This is a genomic window from Kitasatospora phosalacinea (genome assembly GCF_000716545.1).
In the GTDB taxonomy this organism is placed as follows: domain Bacteria; phylum Actinomycetota; class Actinomycetes; order Streptomycetales; family Streptomycetaceae; genus Kitasatospora; species Kitasatospora phosalacinea.
Map to the genome: position 1 here is coordinate 13,742 of NZ_JNWZ01000075.1, position 20,990 is coordinate 34,731.

16 protein-coding genes are annotated in these 20,990 nt (G+C 75.2%); 12 read left to right on the plus strand and 4 right to left on the minus strand.

Going from position 1 to position 20,990, the window contains the following annotated elements; genetic code table 11:
* Positions 1–39 precede the first annotated feature (39 nt).
* Entirely contained in the window at positions 40–1,200 is a 1,161-nt protein-coding gene (locus tag OO48_RS28775) for a glycosyltransferase family 4 protein (protein WP_033221512.1), read from the plus strand.
* 7 nt (positions 1,201–1,207) lie between these two features.
* Here OO48_RS28775 and OO48_RS28780 read toward each other — a convergent pair whose 3' ends face one another.
* Positions 1,208–3,148 carry a glycoside hydrolase family 15 protein gene (locus OO48_RS28780; RefSeq protein ID WP_033221514.1) on the minus strand — a complete coding sequence of 647 codons (1,941 nt, stop codon included), beginning with the start codon at positions 3,146–3,148 and terminating at the stop codon, positions 1,208–1,210.
* 335 nt (positions 3,149–3,483) lie between these two features.
* Here OO48_RS28780 and OO48_RS28785 point away from each other — a divergent pair, with 335 nt between their 5' ends.
* From OO48_RS28785 to OO48_RS28830, 10 genes are all read left to right on the plus strand, one after another.
* On the plus strand, positions 3,484–5,154 hold the full coding sequence (locus OO48_RS28785; RefSeq protein ID WP_280842439.1) for a CTP synthase: 1,671 nt from the start codon (positions 3,484–3,486) through the stop codon (positions 5,152–5,154).
* A gap of 116 nt (positions 5,155–5,270) precedes the next feature.
* A complete protein-coding gene (locus OO48_RS28790; RefSeq protein ID WP_051733028.1) occupies positions 5,271–5,894 on the plus strand; it encodes an NUDIX domain-containing protein in 624 nt (207 codons plus the stop codon).
* Between the two features lie 167 nt (positions 5,895–6,061).
* On the plus strand, positions 6,062–7,957 hold the full coding sequence (locus tag OO48_RS28795; protein WP_157845562.1) for a tetratricopeptide repeat protein: 1,896 nt from the start codon (positions 6,062–6,064) through the stop codon (positions 7,955–7,957).
* Positions 7,958–8,196: 239 nt separating this feature from the next.
* A complete protein-coding gene (gene ald, locus OO48_RS28800; protein ID WP_033221518.1) occupies positions 8,197–9,312 on the plus strand; it encodes an alanine dehydrogenase in 1,116 nt (371 codons plus the stop codon).
* Positions 9,313–9,762: 450 nt separating this feature from the next.
* Positions 9,763–10,824, plus strand: coding sequence for a ParA family protein (locus OO48_RS28805; RefSeq protein ID WP_033221523.1), 1,062 nt, complete (start codon positions 9,763–9,765; stop codon positions 10,822–10,824).
* Between the two features lie 41 nt (positions 10,825–10,865).
* Positions 10,866–11,324 carry a hypothetical protein gene (locus tag OO48_RS28810; protein ID WP_209439555.1) on the plus strand — a complete coding sequence of 153 codons (459 nt, stop codon included), beginning with the start codon at positions 10,866–10,868 and terminating at the stop codon, positions 11,322–11,324.
* A 26-nt stretch (positions 11,325–11,350) separates the two neighbouring features.
* On the plus strand, positions 11,351–12,151 hold the full coding sequence (locus tag OO48_RS28815; RefSeq protein ID WP_033221527.1) for a segregation and condensation protein A: 801 nt from the start codon (positions 11,351–11,353) through the stop codon (positions 12,149–12,151).
* A 269-nt stretch (positions 12,152–12,420) separates the two neighbouring features.
* Positions 12,421–13,017: an SMC-Scp complex subunit ScpB gene (gene scpB, locus OO48_RS28820; protein ID WP_245194847.1), complete on the plus strand. Its 597-nt coding sequence runs from the start codon at positions 12,421–12,423 to the stop codon at positions 13,015–13,017.
* Complete coding sequence (locus OO48_RS28825) at positions 13,017–14,330, plus strand: pseudouridine synthase (protein ID WP_033221534.1); 1,314 nt, start codon at positions 13,017–13,019, stop codon at positions 14,328–14,330. Before scpB ends, OO48_RS28825 begins: the two co-directional genes overlap by 1 nt.
* 216 nt (positions 14,331–14,546) lie before the next feature.
* On the plus strand, positions 14,547–15,524 hold the full coding sequence (locus tag OO48_RS28830; RefSeq protein ID WP_033221536.1) for a helix-turn-helix domain-containing protein: 978 nt from the start codon (positions 14,547–14,549) through the stop codon (positions 15,522–15,524).
* Between the two features lie 97 nt (positions 15,525–15,621).
* Here the strand turns inward: OO48_RS28830 and OO48_RS28835 are convergent, their stop codons facing one another.
* Genes OO48_RS28835 through OO48_RS28845 form a run of 3 tightly spaced genes read right to left on the minus strand, consistent with a single transcriptional unit; the run spans position 15,622 to position 19,674 of the window.
* Positions 15,622–15,984, minus strand: coding sequence for a DUF952 domain-containing protein (locus OO48_RS28835; RefSeq protein WP_033221538.1), 363 nt, complete (start codon positions 15,982–15,984; stop codon positions 15,622–15,624).
* A 49-nt stretch (positions 15,985–16,033) separates the two neighbouring features.
* Positions 16,034–17,611: a mucoidy inhibitor MuiA family protein gene (locus OO48_RS28840; RefSeq protein WP_033221540.1), complete on the minus strand. Its 1,578-nt coding sequence runs from the start codon at positions 17,609–17,611 to the stop codon at positions 16,034–16,036.
* Complete coding sequence (locus OO48_RS28845) at positions 17,608–19,674, minus strand: DUF4139 domain-containing protein (protein WP_245194846.1); 2,067 nt, start codon at positions 19,672–19,674, stop codon at positions 17,608–17,610. The genes OO48_RS28840 and OO48_RS28845 overlap by 4 nt, the downstream gene beginning before the upstream one ends.
* Positions 19,675–19,877: 203 nt before the next feature.
* Here OO48_RS28845 and OO48_RS28850 point away from each other — a divergent pair, with 203 nt between their 5' ends.
* The gene (locus OO48_RS28850; protein ID WP_033221545.1) at positions 19,878–20,963 is read left to right on the plus strand and encodes a prephenate dehydrogenase; all 1,086 of its coding nucleotides are present in this window, start codon (positions 19,878–19,880) and stop codon (positions 20,961–20,963) included.
* Positions 20,964–20,990: the final 27 nt, after the last annotated feature.

The window sequence follows — 20,990 nt, forward strand, 5'->3', positions numbered from 1 at the left end:
GCGGACACCAGCTGACAACGAGTCGGAGCGAGAACAGACGTGGAGCATTCCGCCGCCCGGGCCGCCGCGGTCCCCCAGTTGCACGTGGTGCTGGTCCTGGCCGCCGCGACCGGCGGTATCGGCGCCCACGTGCGCTCCCTGACCCAGGGCCTGGTCGCGCACGGCGTCACGGTCACGGTCTGCGCGCCCGAGGGCACCGACCGGCTGTTCGGGTTCTCCGCGGCCGGCGCCAGGCTGCACACCGTCGACATCACCCCGACCTCCGGCGCCCGCAGCGACGCCACCGCGATCGGCGAGCTGCGCCGCGCCTTCACCGGCGCCGACATCGTGCACGCCCACGGCCTGCGGGCCGGCCTCCTCTCCGACCTGGCGCTGCGCACCGCCGGCCGCTTCCCTGGCCTGCGCCCCGAGACGCCGCTGGTGGTCACCTCGCACCACGCGCTGCTCACCACCGGGCTCGACCGGCGCCTGCAGCGCCTGATGGAGCGCCGGGTGGTGCGGGCCGCCGACCTGCTCCTCGGCGCCTCCTCCGACCTGGTCGCCCGGGCCCGCGAACTGGGCGCCACCGACGCCCGCCTCGGCCCGGTCGCCGCCCCGCCGATGCCGCCCGGCACCCTCGACCGGGACGCCGCCCGCAAGGCGCTGCCCGACGGCGACGACGGCCGCCCGGTGGTGCTGGCGATCGGCCGGCTCGTCCCGCAGAAGTGCTTCGGGCTGCTGCTCGACGCCGTCCCGCACTTCGCCGCGCCCGGCGCCCCCGCCCCGCGCGTCCTGCTGGCCGGGGACGGCCCCGAGCGGTCGGGCCTGCGCGAGCGGGTCGCCGCCGAGCGGCTCGCGGTCGAACTGCTCGGCCACCGCACCGACATCCCCGACCTGCTGGCCGCCGCCGACCTGGTGGTGCTCTCCTCGCGCTGGGAGGCCCGCTCGCTGGTCGCCCAGGAGGCGATGCGGGCCGGCGTCCCGGTGGTGGCCACCGCCGTCGGCGGGGTGCCCGAACTGGTCGGCGACGCCGCCGTACTGGTCCCGTTCGCCGACCCGCGGGCGCTGGGCGGCGCCGTCCGCGAGCTGCTCGCCGACCCGGCCCGGCGCGCCGCGCTCGCCGCCGCCGGCCGGGCCCAGGCCGCGACCTGGCCGGACGAGGCGGCCACCGTCGCCCAGGTGCTGTCCATCTACGACGAGCTGGCGCAGCGCCGCGGCTGAGCGGCCGTCAGCCGGAGGAGAGGTCGAGGCCGCCCGCCGCGGTCAGCCGCAGGGCGGTGTCGATCAGCGGGACGTGGCTGAACGCCTGCGGGAAGTTGCCGACCTGGCGGCGGGCCCGCGGGTCCCACTCCTCGGCGAGCAGCCCCAGGTCGTTGCGGAGCGCCAGCAGCCGTTCGAACAGCTCGCGGGCCTCGCCGACCCGGCCGATCATCGCCAGGTCGTCGGCCAGCCAGAACGAGCAGGCCAGGAACGCCCCCTCGTGCCCGGACAGGCCGTCGACGTTCGCGGAGTCGCTCCCCTCCGAGTCGTCGTGCGTCGGGTACCGCAGCACGAAGCCGTCCTCGGTGGCCAGTTCGCGCTGGATCGCCTCGATGGTGCCGATGACGCGCTTGTCGTCCGGCGGCAGGAAGCCGACCTGCGGGATCAGCAGCAGCGAGGCGTCCAGCTCCTTGCCGCCGTAGTACTGGGTGAAGGTGTTGCGCTGCGGGTCGTAGCCGCGGGCGCACACGTCGGCGTGGATCTCGGCGCGCAGCGCCGTCCAGCGCTCGGTCAGGCCCGGCGGCTGCTCCTCGGCCTGCGCCAGCAGCTTGAGGGTGCGGTCGACGGCGACCCAGGCCATCACCTTGGAGTGCACGAAGTGCCGGCGCGGCCCGCGGACCTCCCAGATGCCCTCGTCCGGGTCGCGCCAGTGGTCCTCCAGGTACTCGATCAGGCGCAGCTGCAGCTGGTGGGCGTGGTCGTGCCGGGACAGGCCGGACATGGTGGCCAGGTGCAGCGCCTCGACGACCTCGCCGTACACGTCGAGCTGGAGCTGCCCGGCGGCGCCGTTGCCGACCCGGACCGGGCGGGAGCCCTCGTAGCCGGGCAGCCAGTCGAGCTCGGACTCGGTGAGTTCGCGCTCCCCGGCGATGCCGTACATGATCTGCAGGTTCTCCGGGTCGCCGGCCACCGCGCGCAGCAGCCACTCGCGCCAGGCCCTGGCCTCCTCGCGGTAGCCGGTGCGCAGCAGCGAGGAGAGGGTGATGGCGGCGTCGCGCAGCCAGGTGTAGCGGTAGTCCCAGTTGCGCTCGCCGCCGAGGTCCTCGGGCAGCGAGGTGGTGGGGGCGGCGACGATGCCGCCGGTGGGGGCGTAGGTGAGCGCCTTGAGGGTGATCAGCGAGCGGACCACGGCCTCCCGGTAGGGGCCCTGGTAGGTGCACTGGGCGACCCAGTCGCGCCAGAACCGCTCGGTGGAGGCCAGCGCGCCCTCGGCGTCCGGCGGGGCGGGGGCCGGCTCGTGCGAGGGCTTCCAGGTCAGTCCGAAGGCGATCCGCTCGCCCGCGGCGACGGTGAAGTCCGCGTACGTGGTCAGGTCGCGCCCGTAGGTCTCGGCCCGGCCGTCCAGCCACACCGAGTCGGGCCCGGCGACGGCGACGGTGCGCTGGCCGACCTCGGGGTGCTCGACCCGGTGCACCCAGGGGACGATCCGGCCGTAGCTGAAGCGCATCCGCACCGCCGAGCGCATCCGGACGGTACCGGCCAGGCCCTCGACGATCCGGATCATCTGCGGCACGTCGGGCGTGCCGAGCAGGTGGCGCGGCGGCATGAAGTCGATCACCCGGACGGTGCCGTCCGGGGTGTCCCACTCCTGCTCCAGGACCAGCGATTCGCCCCGGTAGCGGCGCCGGTCGCAGGGCACCGCGGGCGCGGCGGCGGTGACCGGCGGGACGCGCAGCTCCCCGGTGTCCAGCAGGGCCGAACGGGGTTCGGGCGCGGCGGGCGGCGCCTCGACCGGCGTGGCCGGGCCGATCCGCCAGAAGCCGTGCTCGTCGGTGCCCAGCAGGCCCGCGAACACCGCCGGGGAGTCGAACCGGGGCAGGCACAGCCAGTCGACCGCGCCGTCCCGGCTGACCAGCGCCGCGGTCTGCATGTCCCCGATCAGTGCGTAGTCCTCGATGCGACCGGCCATGGTTCTCCGTTCCGTGCGGGCCCCGCGGCGGACGGTGCGCACAGGGTCGGGCGAGGATGTCGACGTTTGAGCAGAATACGTGGATTCGGGTGGTTCGGGCGCGGGCACGCGCCCCGGCCGCCTGCCCGCGCGCGCCGTGCGCCATGCCGGGAAACCCCGCCCGAGCAGCCCCGATGCGCCGTCCGGCCGATCCGCCGCGGGCCGGTGTACCCGGACGCGGGCGAGCAGTCGCCGGGGCACTGATACGCTGGTATCCCGTGGAACTGGTGGGAACGAGGGCCGGGAGCCCCTCCACCGGCGTCACCCTCAGACACGCGACCCACGGGAGCCCCCTCTTGGCACAGCCCCATTCCGGCAAGTCGGCCAACGGCCGTGCCGTGACGACCAAGCACCTCTTCGTCACCGGGGGTGTCGCCTCTTCGCTCGGCAAGGGCCTCACCGCCTCCAGCCTCGGCGCCCTGCTGAAGGCCCGCGGCCTGCGGGTGACGATGCAGAAGCTCGACCCGTACCTCAACGTGGACCCGGGCACGATGAACCCGTTCCAGCACGGCGAGGTCTTCGTCACCGACGACGGCGCCGAGACCGACCTCGACATCGGCCACTACGAGCGCTTCCTCGACACCAACCTGCACGGCTCGGCGAACGTCACCACCGGCCAGGTCTACTCCACGGTGATCGCCAAGGAGCGGCGCGGCGAGTACCTCGGCGACACCGTCCAGGTCATCCCGCACATCACCAACGAGATCAAGTCCCGGATCCGCCGGATGGCGACCGAGGACGTCGACGTGGTGATCACCGAGGTCGGCGGCACGGTCGGCGACATCGAGTCGCTGCCGTTCCTGGAGGCGGTGCGCCAGGTCCGCCACGAGGTCGGCCGGGACAACGTCTTCTTCGTGCACGTCTCGCTGCTGCCGTACATCGGCCCGTCCGGCGAGCTGAAGACCAAGCCCACCCAGCACTCGGTGGCCGCGCTGCGCAACATCGGCATCCAGCCCGACGCGATCGTGCTGCGCGCCGACCGCGAGGTGCCGCAGGCCATCAAGCGCAAGATCTCGCTGATGTGCGACGTCGACGAGGAGGCCGTGGTCGCCGCGATCGACGCCAAGTCGATCTACGACATCCCCAAGGTGCTGCACGGCGAGGGCCTGGACGCGTACGTGGTGCGCCGCCTGGACCTGGCGTTCCGCGACGTGGACTGGACGGTCTGGGACGACCTGCTGCGCCGCGTCCACGAGCCGCAGCACGAGGTCAAGGTCGCCCTGGTCGGCAAGTACATCGACCTGCCGGACGCCTACCTCTCGGTCACCGAGGCGCTGCGGGCCGGCGGCTTCGCCAACAACGCCCGGGTGCAGATCAAGTGGGTCGCCTCGGACGACTGCGTCACCCCCGAGGGCGCGCGGGAGCAGCTCGGCGACGTGGACGCGGTCTGCATCCCCGGCGGCTTCGGCGACCGCGGCGTGGACGGCAAGGTCGCCGCGATCACCTACGCCCGCGAGAACAAGGTGCCGCTGCTGGGCCTGTGCCTGGGCCTGCAGTGCGTGGTCATCGAGGCCGCCCGCAACCTGGCCGACCTGCCCGAGGCCAACTCCACCGAGTTCGACCCGGCCGCGAAGTACCCGGTCGTCTCGACCATGGCCGAGCAGCTGGCCATCGTCGACGGCAAGGGCGACCTGGGCGGCACCATGCGCCTGGGCCTGTACCCGGCGAAGCTCGCCGAGGGCTCCATCGTGCGCGAGGTGTACGGCGGCGAGCAGTACGTCGAGGAGCGCCACCGCCACCGCTACGAGGTCAACAACGCCTACCGCGCCGACCTGGAGAAGACCGGCCTGCAGTTCTCCGGCCTCTCCCCGAAGGGCGACCTGGTCGAGTACGTCGAGTACCCGCGCGAGGTCCACCCCTACCTGGTCGCCACCCAGGCCCACCCGGAGCTGAAGTCGCGCCCGACCCGCCCGCACCCGCTGTTCGCGGGCCTGGTCAGGGCCGCCATCGACCGCAAGGTCGGCTGACCGCCCCCCAGCAGTGCCGAAGCGCCCGTCGGGATCCTCCCGGCGGGCGCTTCGGCGTGTCGCGGGGGAGGCGTCCGGTAGATTGTGTCTATCTGACGAGAAGGGGTGGTGTTCCGGTGACCGGGATTCACGACGTGGCCGAGGAGTGGGACGCCCGGGACGGGCGCACGCCCTTCCGGGGCAAGGTGACGGGCGTGCGAAGCGAGCAGGTCAGGATGCCCGACGGCAGCTGGGCGCAGCGCGACTACCAGCTGCACCCCGGGTCGGTCGCGGTGCTCGCGCTCGACGAGGGGGGCCGCGTGCTGGCCCTGCGCCAGTACCGGCACCCCGTCCGGCACCGGCTCTGGGAGCTGCCGGCGGGGCTGCTCGACGTGCCCGGGGAGAACCCGCTGCACGCGGCGCAGCGGGAGCTCTTCGAGGAGGCCCACTGCAAGGCCGGGCAGTGGCGCGTCCTGGTCGACTTCTACACCTCGCCCGGCGGCAGCGACGAGGCCGTGCGGATCTTCCTCGCGACGGACCTGTCGGAGGCGGACGGCGACCGCTACGAGGCGCACGGCGAGGAGCTGGAGATCGAGGCGGCCTGGGTGCCGCGGGAGGAGCTGGTCCGGCTGGTCCTGGCCGGCGAACTCCACAACCCGACCCTGGTCACCGGCGTCCTGGCGCTCGGCGCGGTCCTGGCGGGCGAGGGCCCGGACGCACTGCGGCCCGCGGACGCGCAGTGGCCGGCCCGGCCGTACTGAGGAGGGCGCCCCGGGTTCGCCGTCGCACCGGCGATTGCGCCGGCGGGGTGATCGGGCCGTTGGTCATACCGGGGCGTCTCGGCTGGGCGCCGTGATCGAACTACGCTTCGCGGACAGGGCCCGGTGAGCGGGCCGGTTCGCTGGGCGACGGGTCGGGAGTGGCGCGGGTGGCGAGGAAGACGGCGGCGGTGGCCGAGGCGGCCGGGATCTTCGACGCACTGCCCGCGGGGGCCCGGCCGTTCGCCGGGCGGGGCGCGGAGCTGGCGGCGCTGACGGTCGCGGCGGGGCGGCCCGCGGAGGGCCGGGGGCGGCTGCTGGTGCTGGCCGGGCGGCCCGGCTCGGGGCGCACCGCGCTCGCGGTGCGGTGGGCCAGGTCGGTGGCCGGGGAGCACCCGGACGGGCTGCTGTACGCGCGGATGTCGGCGCCCGACGGGAGCCGGGTGGGGGCCGGGCGGGCGGCCCGGGTGCTGCTGGACCAGCTGGGGGAGCGCCCCGGCGCGGTGCTGCTGCCGGGCGCCGCGGAGGAGGACCCGGCCTGCGAGGCGCTGCGCGAGGCGCTCGGGCAGCGCAGGGCGCTGGTGCTGCTGGACGACGTCCGCGACGCCGGGCAGGTGTGGCCGCTGCTGGCGGAGAAGACCGACTCGCTGCTGCTGGCCACCACCTCGGGGCCGCTGATGGGCATCGACGGCATCGACCCGGTCATCCTCGGCGGGATGGACCACCGGGCCGCCGTGGACCTGCTGGGCGAGCTGGTCGGCGGCACCAGGGTCTCCTGCGACCCGGTCGGCGCCGCCGACCTCGCCGAGGCGTGCGCCAACCGCCCGGCCGCGCTGCGGCTGGCCGCGGGCTGGCTGCGCACCGAGCCCCGGCTGGCGGTGACCGACGCGGCGGCCCGGCTGCACGCCGCCCCGCCGCCCGCGCCCGTGCCGGTGGAGGGGCCGCGGCGGCCGGCCGACCCGGAGCGGGAGACGGTGCCGGTGGTGGAGGGCGACCCGCTGCGCGGGGCGTTCGAGCTGGCGTACCGGCGGCTGCCCGCGGCCCGGGCCAGGCTGCTGCGGCTGTGCACGCTGGCGCCGGGCCAGCAGGTCGACCTGCGCACCGCGTCCGCGCTGGTGGGCTGCCCGGCCCCGGAGGCGGGGGCCGCGCTGGCGGCGCTCGCCGAGCTGGAGCTGCTGGAGCGCGAGCCGGACGCCGCGGACGGCACCGAGCGCTACCGCGTCCCGGGCCGGCTGTACGGGCGGCTGGTGGAGCTGCGCGGGGAGCTGGACCGCCCGTCCGAGGTGGAGCTGGCCCGGGCCAGGCTGCTGGAGCGGCTGGTGCGGCTGGTCGACTCGGCGCGGCTGCTGCTCGACCCGGCGGCCGGCCCCAACCCGGACCCGCTGCCCGGACCGCTGCGGCTGCGGACCGCCGCGCACGCCGAGGGCTGGCTGCTGGGGGAGCGCGAACAGCTGCTGGCCGCGGTCGCCGACGCGGTCGGGCAGGGCGACCTGGACGGCTCGGCGGGCCGCCTGGTGACCGCCCTGCTGCGGGCGCTGCCGCTGACCGGCGAGGCCGCCCCCGCCGACCTGCACGCCCTGCACGAGTCGGTGCTGAAGGTCGCCGAGCGGCAGGGCAACCCGCGCCGGGCCGCCGCCGCGCTGCTGAACCTGGGCGACCTGCAGGCCGCCGCCGGGCGGTGGGAGCCGGCCGGCGAGCGCTACCGCCAGGCGGTCGACCTGGCCCGGCGGGCGGGCGACGAGGCCGGCTGCGCCCGGGCGCTGGAGGGCGTGGGCCACGGCCACCGGGCGCTCGGCGACCCGCTGCGTGCCGCCGACGCGTACGGGCGGGCGCTGGTGCTGCGGCAGGAGCTGGGCGACCAGCCGGCCGAGGCCCGGCTGCTGGTGCGGCTGGCCGAGGCGCACGCCGGGCTGCGGCGCTTCGAGGAGGCGCTGCGCGAGTACCGGTCGGCGGCCGCGGTGCTGCGCCGGACCGGCGACGGGCGGGGCGAGCGGGAGGTCGCGGCGCTGTCGGCGCGTCTTCAGCGGCACCTCGGCCGGGAGGGCTCGCGTCCGCTTTCGGAGTAGTGTCGTACAGGTGGAGTTCGCCCCGCAATGTGGCCTCGGAGCGCGTACAAGCCTACGAACCTGCCAATGAGTCCGAGTGATTTGGTCACTTTGGAAGGCTGACACGCCGACTTGGCTTCATTACACTCGAACTCAGTCGCGCATAGATCTATGCACCGGTCCGTCCGTTGTGCCCTTCGTGTGCGTCGCCACCGGTCTTCCCCGGTAGGTATTCCCCATGGCAAGAGGACGTGTTAGCCGTGAAGGTCGGCATCCCCCGCGAGGTCAAGAACCACGAGTACCGCGTGGCCATCACGCCCGCCGGCGTGCATGAGCTGGTCCGCAACGGACACGAGGTCGTCATCGAGGACAACGCCGGTCTCGGCTCCTCGATCCCCAACGAGGAGTACGTGGCCGCCGGTGCGGCCATCCTCCCCACCGCCGACGAGGTGTGGGCCGCGGCCGACATGATCCTCAAGGTGAAGGAGCCCATCGCCTCCGAGTACCACCGGCTGCGCAAGGGCCAGACCCTCTTCACCTACCTGCACCTGGCCGCCGACCGGGCCGGCACCGACGCGCTGGTCGCCTCCGGCACCACCGCGATCGCCTACGAGACGGTGCAGCTGCCCAACGGCGCGCTGCCGCTGCTCGCCCCGATGTCCGAGGTCGCGGGCCGGCTGGCCCCGCAGGTCGGCTCCTACCACCTGATGCGCCCGGCCGGCGGCCGCGGCGTGCTCCCCGGCGGCGTGCCCGGCACCCACCCGGCCAAGGCGGTCGTCATCGGCGGCGGCGTCTCCGGCTGGCACGCGGCCACCATCGCCATCGGCATGGGCTACGACGTGACCCTGCTCGACCGCGACATCAACAAGCTGCGCGAGGCCGACAAGGTCTTCGGCACCAAGGTCAAGGCGATCGTCTCCAACTCCTTCGAGCTGGAGAAGGCCGTGGTCGAGGCCGACCTGGTGATCGGCGCGGTGCTGATCCCGGGCGCCAAGGCCCCCAAGCTGGTCACCAACGAGCTGGTCGCCAAGATGAAGCCGGGCTCCGTGCTCGTCGACATCGCCATCGACCAGGGCGGCTGCTTCGAGGACTCGCACCCCACCACGCACGCCGAGCCGACCTTCCAGGTCCACAACTCGGTCTTCTACTGCGTGGCCAACATGCCGGGCGCCGTCCCGAACACCTCCACCTACGCGCTCACCAACGCGACCCTGCCGTACGTGGTCGAGCTGGCCAACCGCGGGTGGAAGGAGGCGCTGCGCCGCGACGCCGCGCTCGCCAAGGGCCTGAACGTGCACGAGGGCCAGATCACCTTCCCCGCCGTCGCCGAGGCCTTCGGCCTGGAGTCGGTCTCCCTGGAGAGCGTGCTCGCCTGACGCCCCCTCGCCCGCTGTCGCCCCCGGCCGTCCTTCCCCTTCGCGCCGGGGGCTTCGGCATGCCCGGAACGGCGGGCGGGCGGCCCCCGGGTGACCGGCGGCGGTCAATTCCGGTGCGGTTTGTCACCCGCTCTGTCGACAAGGACACCTGACGGGCCCTCACGGCCCGTTACCCGTGCGGAAACGTTAGGGTCGTGTCTTGACACGGGGTGGGTGGACGGCCGACACAACCGGCCCACTACCGTGGATTGTGTTGCTGCCAATGCCCGAAACGGCCTAGAGTCGCAAACCGTTGGCATGCTGCCACGCTGACGAATCGACATAGAGTCCTGGACGTCCAAGGAGGTAAGACGACTTGTGAATGAGTCGACATTTGCTCCCGGGGGTGGTCAGCCAGGACTGGCGGAGCTCTCCGCCGGGCAGCCGAACGAGGAAGCCCGGCAGGCCACGGTGGGCGCGCAGGAGGTCGGCTCGGTCGCGGTCCGCACCTTCGAGGCCCGCCAGAGCGCGGCGGCAGCCGCCACCGACTACGACGCCGACTTCGCCGCGTACGGCCTGGCCTACAGCGAGCTCGGCTACGGGCCCTACGACGACCCGGACGCCGAGTACGAGCCCGACCCCGAGTACGCCGCCACCCTGGCCCCCGACGCGGCCCGCCAGCGCCGCGAGCGGGTCGGACCGACCGGCCGCCCGCTGCCGTACTTCCCGATCCCCGCGCCGCTCGCCGAGCACGGCCCCGCGCAGATCATCGCGATGTGCAACCAGAAGGGCGGCGTCGGCAAGACCACCTCCACCATCAACCTGGGCGCGGCGCTCGCCGAGTACGGCCGCCGGGTGCTGCTGGTGGACTTCGACCCGCAGGGCGCGCTCTCGGTCGGCCTCGGCGTCAACCCGATGGAGCTCGACGTCACCGTCTACAATCTGCTCATGGAGCGGGGCCTGACGGCCGACGAGGTGCTGCTGAAGACCGCCATCCCGGGCATGGACCTGCTGCCGTCCAACATCGACCTGTCGGCCGCCGAGGTGCAGCTGGTCAGCGAGGTCGCCCGGGAGTCGGCGCTGGCCCGCGCGCTCAAGCCGCTGCTGCCCGACTACGACTACGTCATCATCGACTGCCAGCCCTCGCTGGGCCTGCTCACCGTCAACGCGCTGACCGCCGCGCACAGCGTCATCGTCCCGCTGGAGTGCGAGTTCTTCGCGCTGCGCGGCGTCGCGCTGCTCACCGAGACCATCGAGAAGGTCTGCGAGCGGCTCAACCCCGACCTGCGGCTCGACGGCATCCTGGCCACCATGTACGACTCCCGCACCGTGCACTCGCGCGAGGTGCTGGCCCGGGTCGTCGAGGCGTTCGGCGAGCACGTCTTCCACACCGTCATCGGCCGGACCGTCCGGTTCCCGGAGACCACCGTGGCCGGCGAGCCGATCACCACCTACGCCACCAACTCGGTCGGCGCCGCCGCCTACCGTCAGCTCGCCAGGGAGGTGCTCGACCGGTGCCGCCCCGCCGAGTGAGCCTTCCGGGGGCCGACGAACTCTTCCGGGCAACCGGCGGAATGGCCCTGTCGCCCTCGCTCGCGCGCAACGGCTCCGGCTCCGGCACCGCCTCCGCGAACGGCCCCGCCCCGGCGGGGCAGGAACCCCCCGGGAGCGGCGAGGGCGCCGCTCCCGCGCCGCGCACCCCCGAGGTGCCGGCCGCCAGACCGGAAGCCGCCCCGGCGGCCCCTGCGGGGCGCGCGGAGGACCCCGCAGAGGCGCGCCGGTCGGCCACGGTGCGCGGCCGCGGACGGGCCCGGCGGCCCTCCGGGCGGGAACGCCACGACGAGAAGATCACCGTGTACGTGTCCGCCGAGGAACTGATGGACCTGGAGCACGCCCGCCTGGTCCTGCGCGGCGAGCACGGCCTGGCCGTCGACCGCGGCCGGGTCGTCCGGGAGGCCATCTCGGTGGTCCTGGCGGACCTGGAGCAGCGCGGCGAGGCGTCGATCCTCGTGCGGAGGCTGCGCGGCCGCTGAGCCGTGATCTGCCAGAATGTTCCGTTATGGCGTTCCAGGTCCGGTTGGAGAACTTCGAGGGGCCGTTCGACCTGCTGCTCGGACTGATCGCCAAGCACAAGCTGGACGTCACCGAGGTGGCGCTGTCCAGGGTCACCGACGAGTTCGTCGCGCACATCAGGGCGATGGGCCCGGAGTGGGACCTGGACGCGGCCACCGAGTTCCTGGTGGTCGCGGCGACCCTGCTGGACCTCAAGGCGGCCCGGCTGCTGCCGGCCGCGGAGGTCGAGGACGAGGAGGACCTGGCGCTGCTGGAGGCGCGCGACCTGCTGTTCGCGCGGCTGCTGCAGTACCGGGCGTACAAGCGGGTCGCGGCGCTGTTCGCGGAGCGCTGGGAGGCCGAGGCGCTGCGCCGGCCGCGGACGGTCGCGCTGGAGCCGCAGCACGCGCTGCTGCTGCCCGAGGTGGTGCTGTCGATCGGCCCGGAGCGGTTCGCGCGGCTCGCCGCCAGGGCGTTCGCGCCCAAGCCGAAGCCGACGGTGTACGTGGACCACATCCACACGCCGCCGGTGAGCGTGCGCGAGCAGGCCGAGCTGGTGGCGCACCGCCTCGGCGAGCTGGGCGAGGCCACCTTCGGGCAGCTGGTCGCGGACGCGGAGAACGCGCTGGTGGTGGTGGCCAGGTTCCTGGCGCTGCTGGAGCTGTACCGGGAGAAGGCACTGGACTTCGAGCAGCCGCGGGCCCTGGAGGAGCTGGTGGTGCGCTGGACCGCCGCCTCCGGGCGGCGGGTCGAGGTGACCGACGAGTTCGACCGCCCGGCGGGCGGCGGGGAAGGCGGCAGGGCATGACCGAGCGGCCCGCGAGGAGGCCCCTGGGCCTGCCGGGCGCCCCCCGGCCCGGCGAGTGGCAGGAGTCGGCGTACCCGGACGGCGTGCGCGTCGAGCCGGTGGAGCGCGTCCTGGCGCTGCCCGGAGCACCGCCGGGAGAAGAGTCGGGCGGACAGTCGGGCGGACAGTCGGGCGAACCGACGGGCGGACAGCCGGGCGAACCGACGGGAGAACGGCCGGGCGAACCGTCGGGCGGGCTGCCGCTGCGGGCGGCGCTGGAGGCGGTGCTGATGGTCGCCGACGAGCCGGTCGCCGAGGCCAGGCTGGCCGGGGTGCTGGACGCCTCCAAGGAGGAAGTGACCGCCGTACTGCGGGAGTTGGCGGGCGAGTACACGGCGCAGGGACGCGGTTTCGAGCTGCGGCAGGTGGCCGGCGGGTGGCGGTTCTACAGCCGCGCGGAGTGTTCGGCCGCGGTCGAGCGGTTCGTCCTGGACGGGCAGCAGGCCAGGCTGACGCAGGCCGCGCTGGAGACGCTGGCGGTGGTCGCGTACCGGCAGCCGGTGTCGCGCGGGAGGGTTTCCGCGGTCCGTGGTGTGAACTGCGACGGCGTGATGCGTACCCTGGTACAGCGAGGACTGGTCGAAGAAGCCGGCACCGAGCCCGAGACCGGAGCGATCCTGTATCGGACGACGAACTACTTCCTGGAACGGATGGGGCTGCGCGGCCTGGACGAGCTGCCGGAGCTCGCGCCCTTCCTGCCCGAGGTCGACGACGTGGAAGCGGAGTCCCTGGAGGGCACGATGATCGCGCAGGCGGTCGCCGCCGCACAGGAAGGGCCGAGGCCGAACCAGGCCGACCAGACGGATATCGACGTACGGACATTTTGATGCGTAGTAGTGGCAACGGTGGCAGCGGCAGGAACAGCGGCGGCCAGGGCCGGGGCGGGCAGGGCGGCCGAGGCGGGCAGCAGGGCGGGGGCCGGGGCGGATCGTCGTCCTACGGCGGCGGCTCCGGCGGCCGCGGCGGGCAGTCCTCGCGCGGCGGCTCGGGCTCGGGCGCGGGCGCGGGCTCGTACGGCGGCGGCGGCCAGGGCCGCGGCGGCTCCGGTTCGTACGGTTCGGGCTCCGGCTCGTCGTACGGCGGCGGGCGCGGCGGGTCGGGCTCCGGCTCGTACGGGTCGCGCGGCGGCAGCAGCAGTGGCGGCAGCGGTGGCGGCGGCGCGCGGCGCGAGGAGCGCCGGCAGCCGCGTCCGGAGGAGCGCCGGTACGACCGGCCCGAGTACGGCGGCGGGCCGAACGCGACGCCCGGGCGCGGGGCGTACGACTCCCGCAAGCCCGGAGGGGCTCCCCGGCCGCGGCGCGAGGGGCAGGGCGCGCCCGGCGACCCGCGGCGCCAGCCGCAGCGCTCCCGGGAGCTGCAGGGCCGGATCGAGGACCGGGTGCTGGCCCGGCACGAGGGCCCCGGCAAGGAGGTCGGCGAGGAGGGCGAGCGTCTGCAGAAGGTGCTGGCCCGGGCCGGCATGGGCAGCCGCCGGGCCTGCGAGGAGCTGATCTCGCAGGGCCGGGTCGACGTCAACGGCGAGACGGTGCTGGAGCAGGGCCGCCGGGTCGACCCGGTGAACGACGAGATCAAGGTGGACGGCCTGACCGTCGCCACCCAGTCGTACCTGTTCTTCGCGCTCAACAAGCCGGCCGGCGTGGTCTCCACCATGGAGGACCCCGAGGGCCGGCAGTGCCTGGGCGACTACGTGACCAACCGGGAGACCCGGCTGTTCCACGTCGGCCGGCTCGACACCGAGACCGAGGGCATCATCCTGCTCACCAACCACGGCGAGCTGGCCCACCGCCTCACCCACCCCCGGTACGGCGTCACCAAGACCTACCTGGCCGCGATCCAGGGCCCGCTGCCGCGCGACCTCGGCCGGACGCTCGCCAAGGGCGTCGAGCTGGAGGACGGCTGGGCCCGCGCCGACAGCTTCAAGGTGATCTCCAACCTCGGCAAGAACTACCTGGTCGAGGTGACCCTGCACGAGGGCCGCAAGCACATCGTGCGCCGCCTGCTGGCCGAGGTCGGCTTCCCGGTGGAGAAGCTGGTGCGCACCGCGTTCGGCCCGATCACGCTGGGCGACCAGAAGTCCGGCTGGCTGCGCCGCCTGACCAACCCCGAGGTCGGCACCCTGATGCGCGAGGTCGGCCTCTAGCAGCCGACCACCGGAGCCCGTCCACCGCACCGCGGTGGACGGGCTCCGGTGCGTGTGCGCACGGGCCTGACCGGCACTTGACATGTGAGGCACACCGCACGGCCTTGCTATCGTTCCGCCCGGTGGCAGAAGATTGCCACCGAAGTTCGCCCCGGCGCGTGGCGGAAGTGCGCCACCGTGTCAGGCCACAGGGCGGCGGGGGAAGGAACCACCACCATGCTGGACGCATTCACCGTGCTGGGCCTCGGCCGGCCCGACGGCCAGGTGTACGCCGCGCTGGTCGTCGCGCCGCAGTCCACCGCCGAGGAACTGGCCGAGCACTGCGGCCTGACCCTGCAGCAGTGCCGCGAGGCCCTGGACCGGCTGGCCGAGCAGGGCATGGCCACCCGCGCCCCGGTCGACCGCGAGCGCTACCTCTCGGTCGCCCCCGACGTCGCCATCGGCACCCTGATAGGCCACCGCGAGGCCGAACTGCGCTCCGCCCGCGCCGAGATGCACCGGCTGATGGACGCCTTCCGGGAAGCCTCCCGGTACACCGACCCGGCGCACTCGGTGGAGGTGCTCACCGGCGGCGAGGCCATCGCCCAGCGGCTGGAACACCTGATCGAGTCCAGCCAGTACCAGATCCGCGGCTTCGACTGCCCGCCCTACGTGCAGGACCCGACGGTGGAGCAGCCCCGGCAGCGGGCCAAGCTCAAGTCCGGGGTGCGGATCCGCACCGTCTTCGACAAGGAGGCGATCGCCTGGCCCGGCCGGCTGGAGCAGGAGATCCTCACCGGCGTCGAGGACGGCGAGGAGGCCCGGGTCCGCCCGGTGCTGCCGATGAAGATGATGATGGCCGACGACAAGATGGCGATCATCCCGATCAGCGTCGGCGACAGCGTGCTGGACGCCGCCTACGTCATCCACCCCTCCGCGCTGCTCCAGGCCCTGGACGCGCTGTTCGAGGCCGAGTGGGAGCGGGCCGTGCCGCTGCAGACCGTGCTCGGCGACGGCGAGGGCCCCGGGCCGGGCGCCGACCACCTCAAACTGCTCGGCCTGCTCGCGGCCGGCCTCACCGACGAGTCGATCGCCCGCTCGCTGGGCTGGAGCGCCCGCACCACCCAGCGCCGCCTCCAGGGCCTGATGCGCGAACTCGGCGCCACCACCCGCTTCCAGGCCGGAATGGCGGCCCGCGAGCGCGGCTGGCTCTGAGCGCGGCCGCGCGCCGCGGGCCGGCCCGGCGACAGGGCGGGTCGACGGGCCGTCAAGGGGCCCTGGGGAGCCGCCGGGCCCCGCCGGGAGGGCGGGGTCAGCTCCAGGGGCGCAGCGCCGCCCAGCGGCCGTCCGGGCCGCGCTCCAGTTTCTCCAGGCCGAGCACCGCCGTCCGGTTGAGGCGGCCGTAGATGTGCGGGAACAGCACCCCCTCGGTGGCGCCCGGCGGCGGCCCGCCGGTGGCCGCCTCCCACTTCACCATCGGCTCGACCAGCCGTTCCTCGATCAGCAGCGCCATCAGCGGCTCCGGGGCGTCCCGGAAGAACGCGTTGGCCACCGCCAGCGCGGTGGGCTCGTCCGGCGAACAGTGCAGGAAGCCCTCGGTCAGCAGCGACGCGGCGGTGTACGGCCGGCCCGGTTCGCGCAGCCAGTCGTCCAGCGGGGCGAGGTGGTAGATCATGACTCCTTCGTACCTTTCGAGGTCCGGGCGGCCCGGCGCGGGGCGCGGCTCACAGGCCCGCCACCTTCGCCGTCGCCGCGATCTCGTACACCAGCGTCACCGTCCGCCGCCCGCCCGGCGGCAGCGGGACCTCCCAGCGGGCGATGCCCTCCGCGTCCAGCTCGTCCGGCGGCGGCGAGCAGTGCTCCTTGCGCAGCCGCACCTGCACCTCCGCCACCTCCGAGACCGGGATCCGCTCGCGCAGCACCACCACCCGGTCGGACTGCTCGTCCGGGCCGGAGAAGCGCGACAGGTGCAGCCGCACCGTGCGGGTCACCAGGGTGCGCTGGCCGCCCAGGCCCGCGCCCTCGCGGCGCTCGTCGGCCTCCCGGACCACCCGCAGCCCGTCCGAGGCGCCGAACGCCAGGCGCACCGGCGCGCCCGGCGCCGCGAACTCCAGCGCGCCCCGGCCGGTGTAGCCCGAACCGCGCACCAGGTCCACCGGGCCGGCCAGCAGCGCGTGCCCCGAGGCGTTGCGGAACGACACCACCTCCGTCACCGCCTCCGACAGCTCCGGCGCCGCCGAGAACTCGCTGCGCGCCGCCGTCTCGAACGCGCTCACCGGCACCCGGTGCGCCCGCCCGTCCGCCGACACCGACACCGGGTCCCCGACCCGCAGCACCCGCACCTCGCCGCCGTCGTCCACCCCCGGCAGGCCCGGCTCCAGCGGGCCGGCGTCCGGCACCGCCTGCTCGCGCAGCTCCACCTCCACCGTCTTCTTCTCCTGCGCCGAACGCTCCCGCAGCACCAGCCGGTCCTCGACCAGCCCCGGCGGCTCGCCCGCCAGCGCCGAACGCGCCGTCGACAGCGTCAACCGCACCCCCGACCAGTCCTCGCCGGTGCGCTGCCACACCACCGCGTCGCTCTCCAGCCGCAGCGTGCCGCCCACCAGCTCGGCCCGGTACGCCGGACGCCACAGCGCGCACGCCGTCAGGTGCCCCACCCGGGCCAGGAACCGGCCCGGCTCGGCGCACTCCACCGACAGCTCCACGAACGCCAGCAGCTCGTCCGGCTCCCGCTCCGCCAGCTCCAGCGCCTCCTCGGCCCGGGCCAGCTCGGAGGCCAGCTCCGCCGAACGCAGCCGCGAGGCGCGCAACCGCTCGCCGTACGACTCGCGCTCCGCGTCCACCCGGTCCAGCTCGCGCGACCAGCGGGCCTGCTCCAGCTCGCCGCGGCCGGCGCCCTCGCCGATCTCCCGCAGCAGGTCCGCCGCGAGCTGCCCGAGCAGCGCCAGCCGGGCCCGCAGCCGCTCCTGGCGGTGCGACTCGGCCAGGTGCTCGCGCTCCAGGGAGTGCACCCGGCGGCGCAGCTCCGAATCGTCCGGGCCCGGCGGCAGCGGCGCCGGCGGCTGCCAGGACCGCACCAGCCGCACGTCCAGCACCTTCACCGCGCCGGTCGGCGCGCCCCGCCCGTCCAGCACCTCCGCGCGCAGCGACCGGTCCACCGCCAGCGCCGTCACCGGGCCCAGCCGCAGCCGGTGCACGCCCGGCGGCAGTTCCAGCTCCGCCGTCCGCTCCAGCTGCGCCCGGTCCTCCAGGCACGTCACCGCGGTCACCGGAAGGGGGATCGTCTCCTCGTACACGTTCAGCTCCTCCGGTTCCCGCCGACCACGGCCTTACCGGCCGGGATACGGATGACATAACCGCCCGTCAGCTCCACCGAACCTCCCGGCGGCACCACCACCCGGCGGATCCGCGCCGAGGAGGGCAGCCCCTCGGACGGCTCCGCGGGCGCCGACCAGCCCGGCCGCTCCTCGACCCGCACCTCCGGGTCGCCCGGCACCGGGACCCGCTCGCGGACCTCCACCGACGCCTCGTGCGGCAGCCGGTTCACCAGCTCGATCCGCACGCCGTGCTCCAGCACCGTCGTCGAGTTCAGCACCCCCGACGTCGACTCGCGCACCTCCGCGTGCCGGGCCACCCGCACCTCCTCCACCCGGCCCAGGCCCAACTCCCGCACCCCGCCCGGCGCCAGCGTCGGCAGCCCCGCCGTCAGCAGGAAGTCGCCGTCCACCGACACCTCCACCGGGCCGGCCAGCAGCGCGTGCGCCGTCGCGTTCGACAGCTCCAGCACCCCGTACACCGCCTCCTCCACCGACGGCACGCACACGTAGCCGGCGCGCACGCCCACCGGCAGCTCCGCCACCGCCACCGTGTGCCACACCCCGTCCGAGGGGACGCTCGCCGGGGCCTGCGCGTCGAAGCGGTGGTCGAACGAACCCGCCGACACCCGCGGCGGCGACCCGAACCGGGGCAGCGGCAGCAGGCCCACCTCCTGCGCGCCGCGCAGCGCGCCGCCCGGGTCGGACGGCGACGGCTCGGGGAACAGCCGGCCCCGGCGCGACCCGCCCTGCTCCGGGCCCGCCAGCACCAGCGCCGCGTAGTCCAACTGGTCCGCCGACGGACGCGGGTCCGGTGGCGGCGCGGCTCCGGCCCCGGGATCCGGTACGAACGACGGCGCCCCCGCGAAGCCGTACGCCGCGCCGGGGGGCACGGCGCCGGGCGGCGGTGGCGGCGGGGCGGCGGCCGCCGGCGCCATCGGCGCCGCCAGCACCGGCGGGGCCGACGAGCCGAAGGACGGACCCGCCCCCACCGGGCCGCCCACCGCCCGCGGCACGGCCGCCCCGGCCCCCGGACGGGCACCACCCTGGCGGGCCCGCTTCGCCGACGGCGGCGCCGGCACCGCACCGGCACCCGCCACCGCACCGGCCGCGGCCGTGAACGCCGGCGGCTCCGGTTTCGAACGCTGCGCGTCCTGCCAGCCGTCGAACAGCCCCGACAGCCCCGCCGGCTGCGCCCGCCACCCCGACGGCGCGGGCACCGCCTGCCGGCGGCCGATCCGCAGCGACGCCAGCTCCGGCAGGGCGCCCGGACCCGTCAGGCTCGCCGTCGACAGCGCCAACCGCACCCCCGACCAGTCCTCGCCCGTCCGCTGCGCCACCGACGCCCGCAGCACCAGCCGCGCCGAACGCTCACCCCGGCGGTGCGCCAACTGGTACGTCGGCACCCACACCGCGCCCGGCACCGCGTACTCCACCTCCAGCTCCACCGGCCCCTCGCCGCGCACCGTCAAGTCCGCGCACGCCTCCGCCTCCACCCCGCCCGGCTGCTCGGCGTTCGAACCGGCCCGCACCCGCGCCGCCGCCACCGCGAAGGCGTGCTCCGCCGAACGCAGCTCCTGCGCCAGCTCCACCGCCCGCTCCTGCAGCACCTCCAACCGGGCGTCCACGAAGTCCGCCAGCGCCAGCACCGCGTCCGCCGGAGCCCGCCGGTGCCCCTCGTCCCGGCGGCGCTGCGGCGGCACCGCGCGCAGCGCCGCGACCTCGGCGATCCGCTCGGCCAGCCGGCTCCGACGCTCCTCCAAGAGCTCGACCTCGGCCTGGAGAGCACTCAACTCGCGGTCCCAGGAAGGCAGTTCGTCCTCGTCGCGGACCCGCGCCGGATAGCCCATCCGGGCCTCGGCGACCCTGCCGCCGCCCGACAGCACCCGCACCCGCAGCGACCCCGCCGCCGCCAGCCGCGGCAGCCCCGCCACCCGCACCCGGCCGTCCGCCGGCAGCACGCCCGACGCCCGGCGCCGGCACACCGCGCCCACCGCGTGCACCACCACCGAGTCCAGCCTCGACTCCCACACCGCCCGCTGCCCCGCCACCTGGCCCCCTTCGCCGCCTGGCCCGCACCCCGGACCCGGGCGCCCAGTCTGCACCCAACCCCCGCCGCCGCACCCGGATTTCCGCTGCGCGTCGGCCCGGACACCGCGCCGGACGCCGCACCGGGGCGGTATGCGGGGGCATCCGGGCGTACGAGAGGATGGGGCGACAGACGTGCACCGCACCCGGGAGACGAGAAGCCGCCATGCGCACAGCCGCCGTCATCGGCACCGGACTGATCGGCACCTCCGCCGCGCTCGCCCTCACCCGCCGGGGCATAAGCGTCCACCTGGAGGACGCCGACCAGGACGCCGCCCGCACGGCCGCCTCGCTCGGCGCGGGCACCACCGAACTCCCCGAAGGCCCCGTCGACCTGGCGATCATCGCCGTCCCCCCGGCCCTGGTCGGCAAGGTCCTCGCGGACTGCCAGCGGCGCGGCCTCGCCCGCTGCTACACCGACGTCGCCAGCGTCAAGGCCGGGCCGCGCGGCGAGATCACCGCGCTCGGGCTCGACACCGTCCACTACATCGGCTCGCACCCGATGGCCGGCCGCGAACGCTCCGGCCCGCTCGCCGCGACCGCCGACCTGTTCGAGGGCCGGCCGTGGGTGCTCACGCCCACCGCCGACACCGACACCGAGACGCTCAACGCCGCCCTCGAACTCGTCGCCCTGTGCGGCGCGATGCCCATCGTCATGGACGCCGCCGAGCACGACCGGGCGGTGGCCCTGGTCTCGCACGCCCCGCAACTGCTCTCCTCGCTGGTCGCCGCGCGACTGGAGCACGCCGAGGAGACTGCCGTCCGGCTCTCCGGGCAGGGCGTGCGCGACGTCACCCGGATCGCGGCCTCCAACCCCGCGATGTGGATCGACATCCTCTCCGCGAACGCGGGCGTCGTCGCCGACGTCCTGGACGACCTCGCCGCGGACCTCGCGGACACCGTCACCGCGCTGCGGGCCCTGCAGGCGGCCGACGAGGGCGAGCGGCGCGCGGGCGCGGCCGGCATCGAGGCGGTCATGCGCCGCGGCAACACCGGCCAGGCCCGCATCCCCGGCAAGCACGGCGCACCGCCCACCCGCTACGAGACGGTCACCGTCGTCCTCGGCGACCAGCCCGGCGAACTCGGCCGCCTCTTCGGCGAGGTCGGCGCCCTCGGGGTGAACATCGAGGACGTGACGATCGAGCACTCGACGGGGCAGCAGGTCGGTCATGTGCAGTTGGCTGTCGCGCCGGAGATGGCGCGGGCGCTGGCGGCGGGGTTGCGCGGGCGGGGGTGGGGGGTTCGGGAGTAGGGAGGGGCCGGGTCGGGTGGGGGTCTG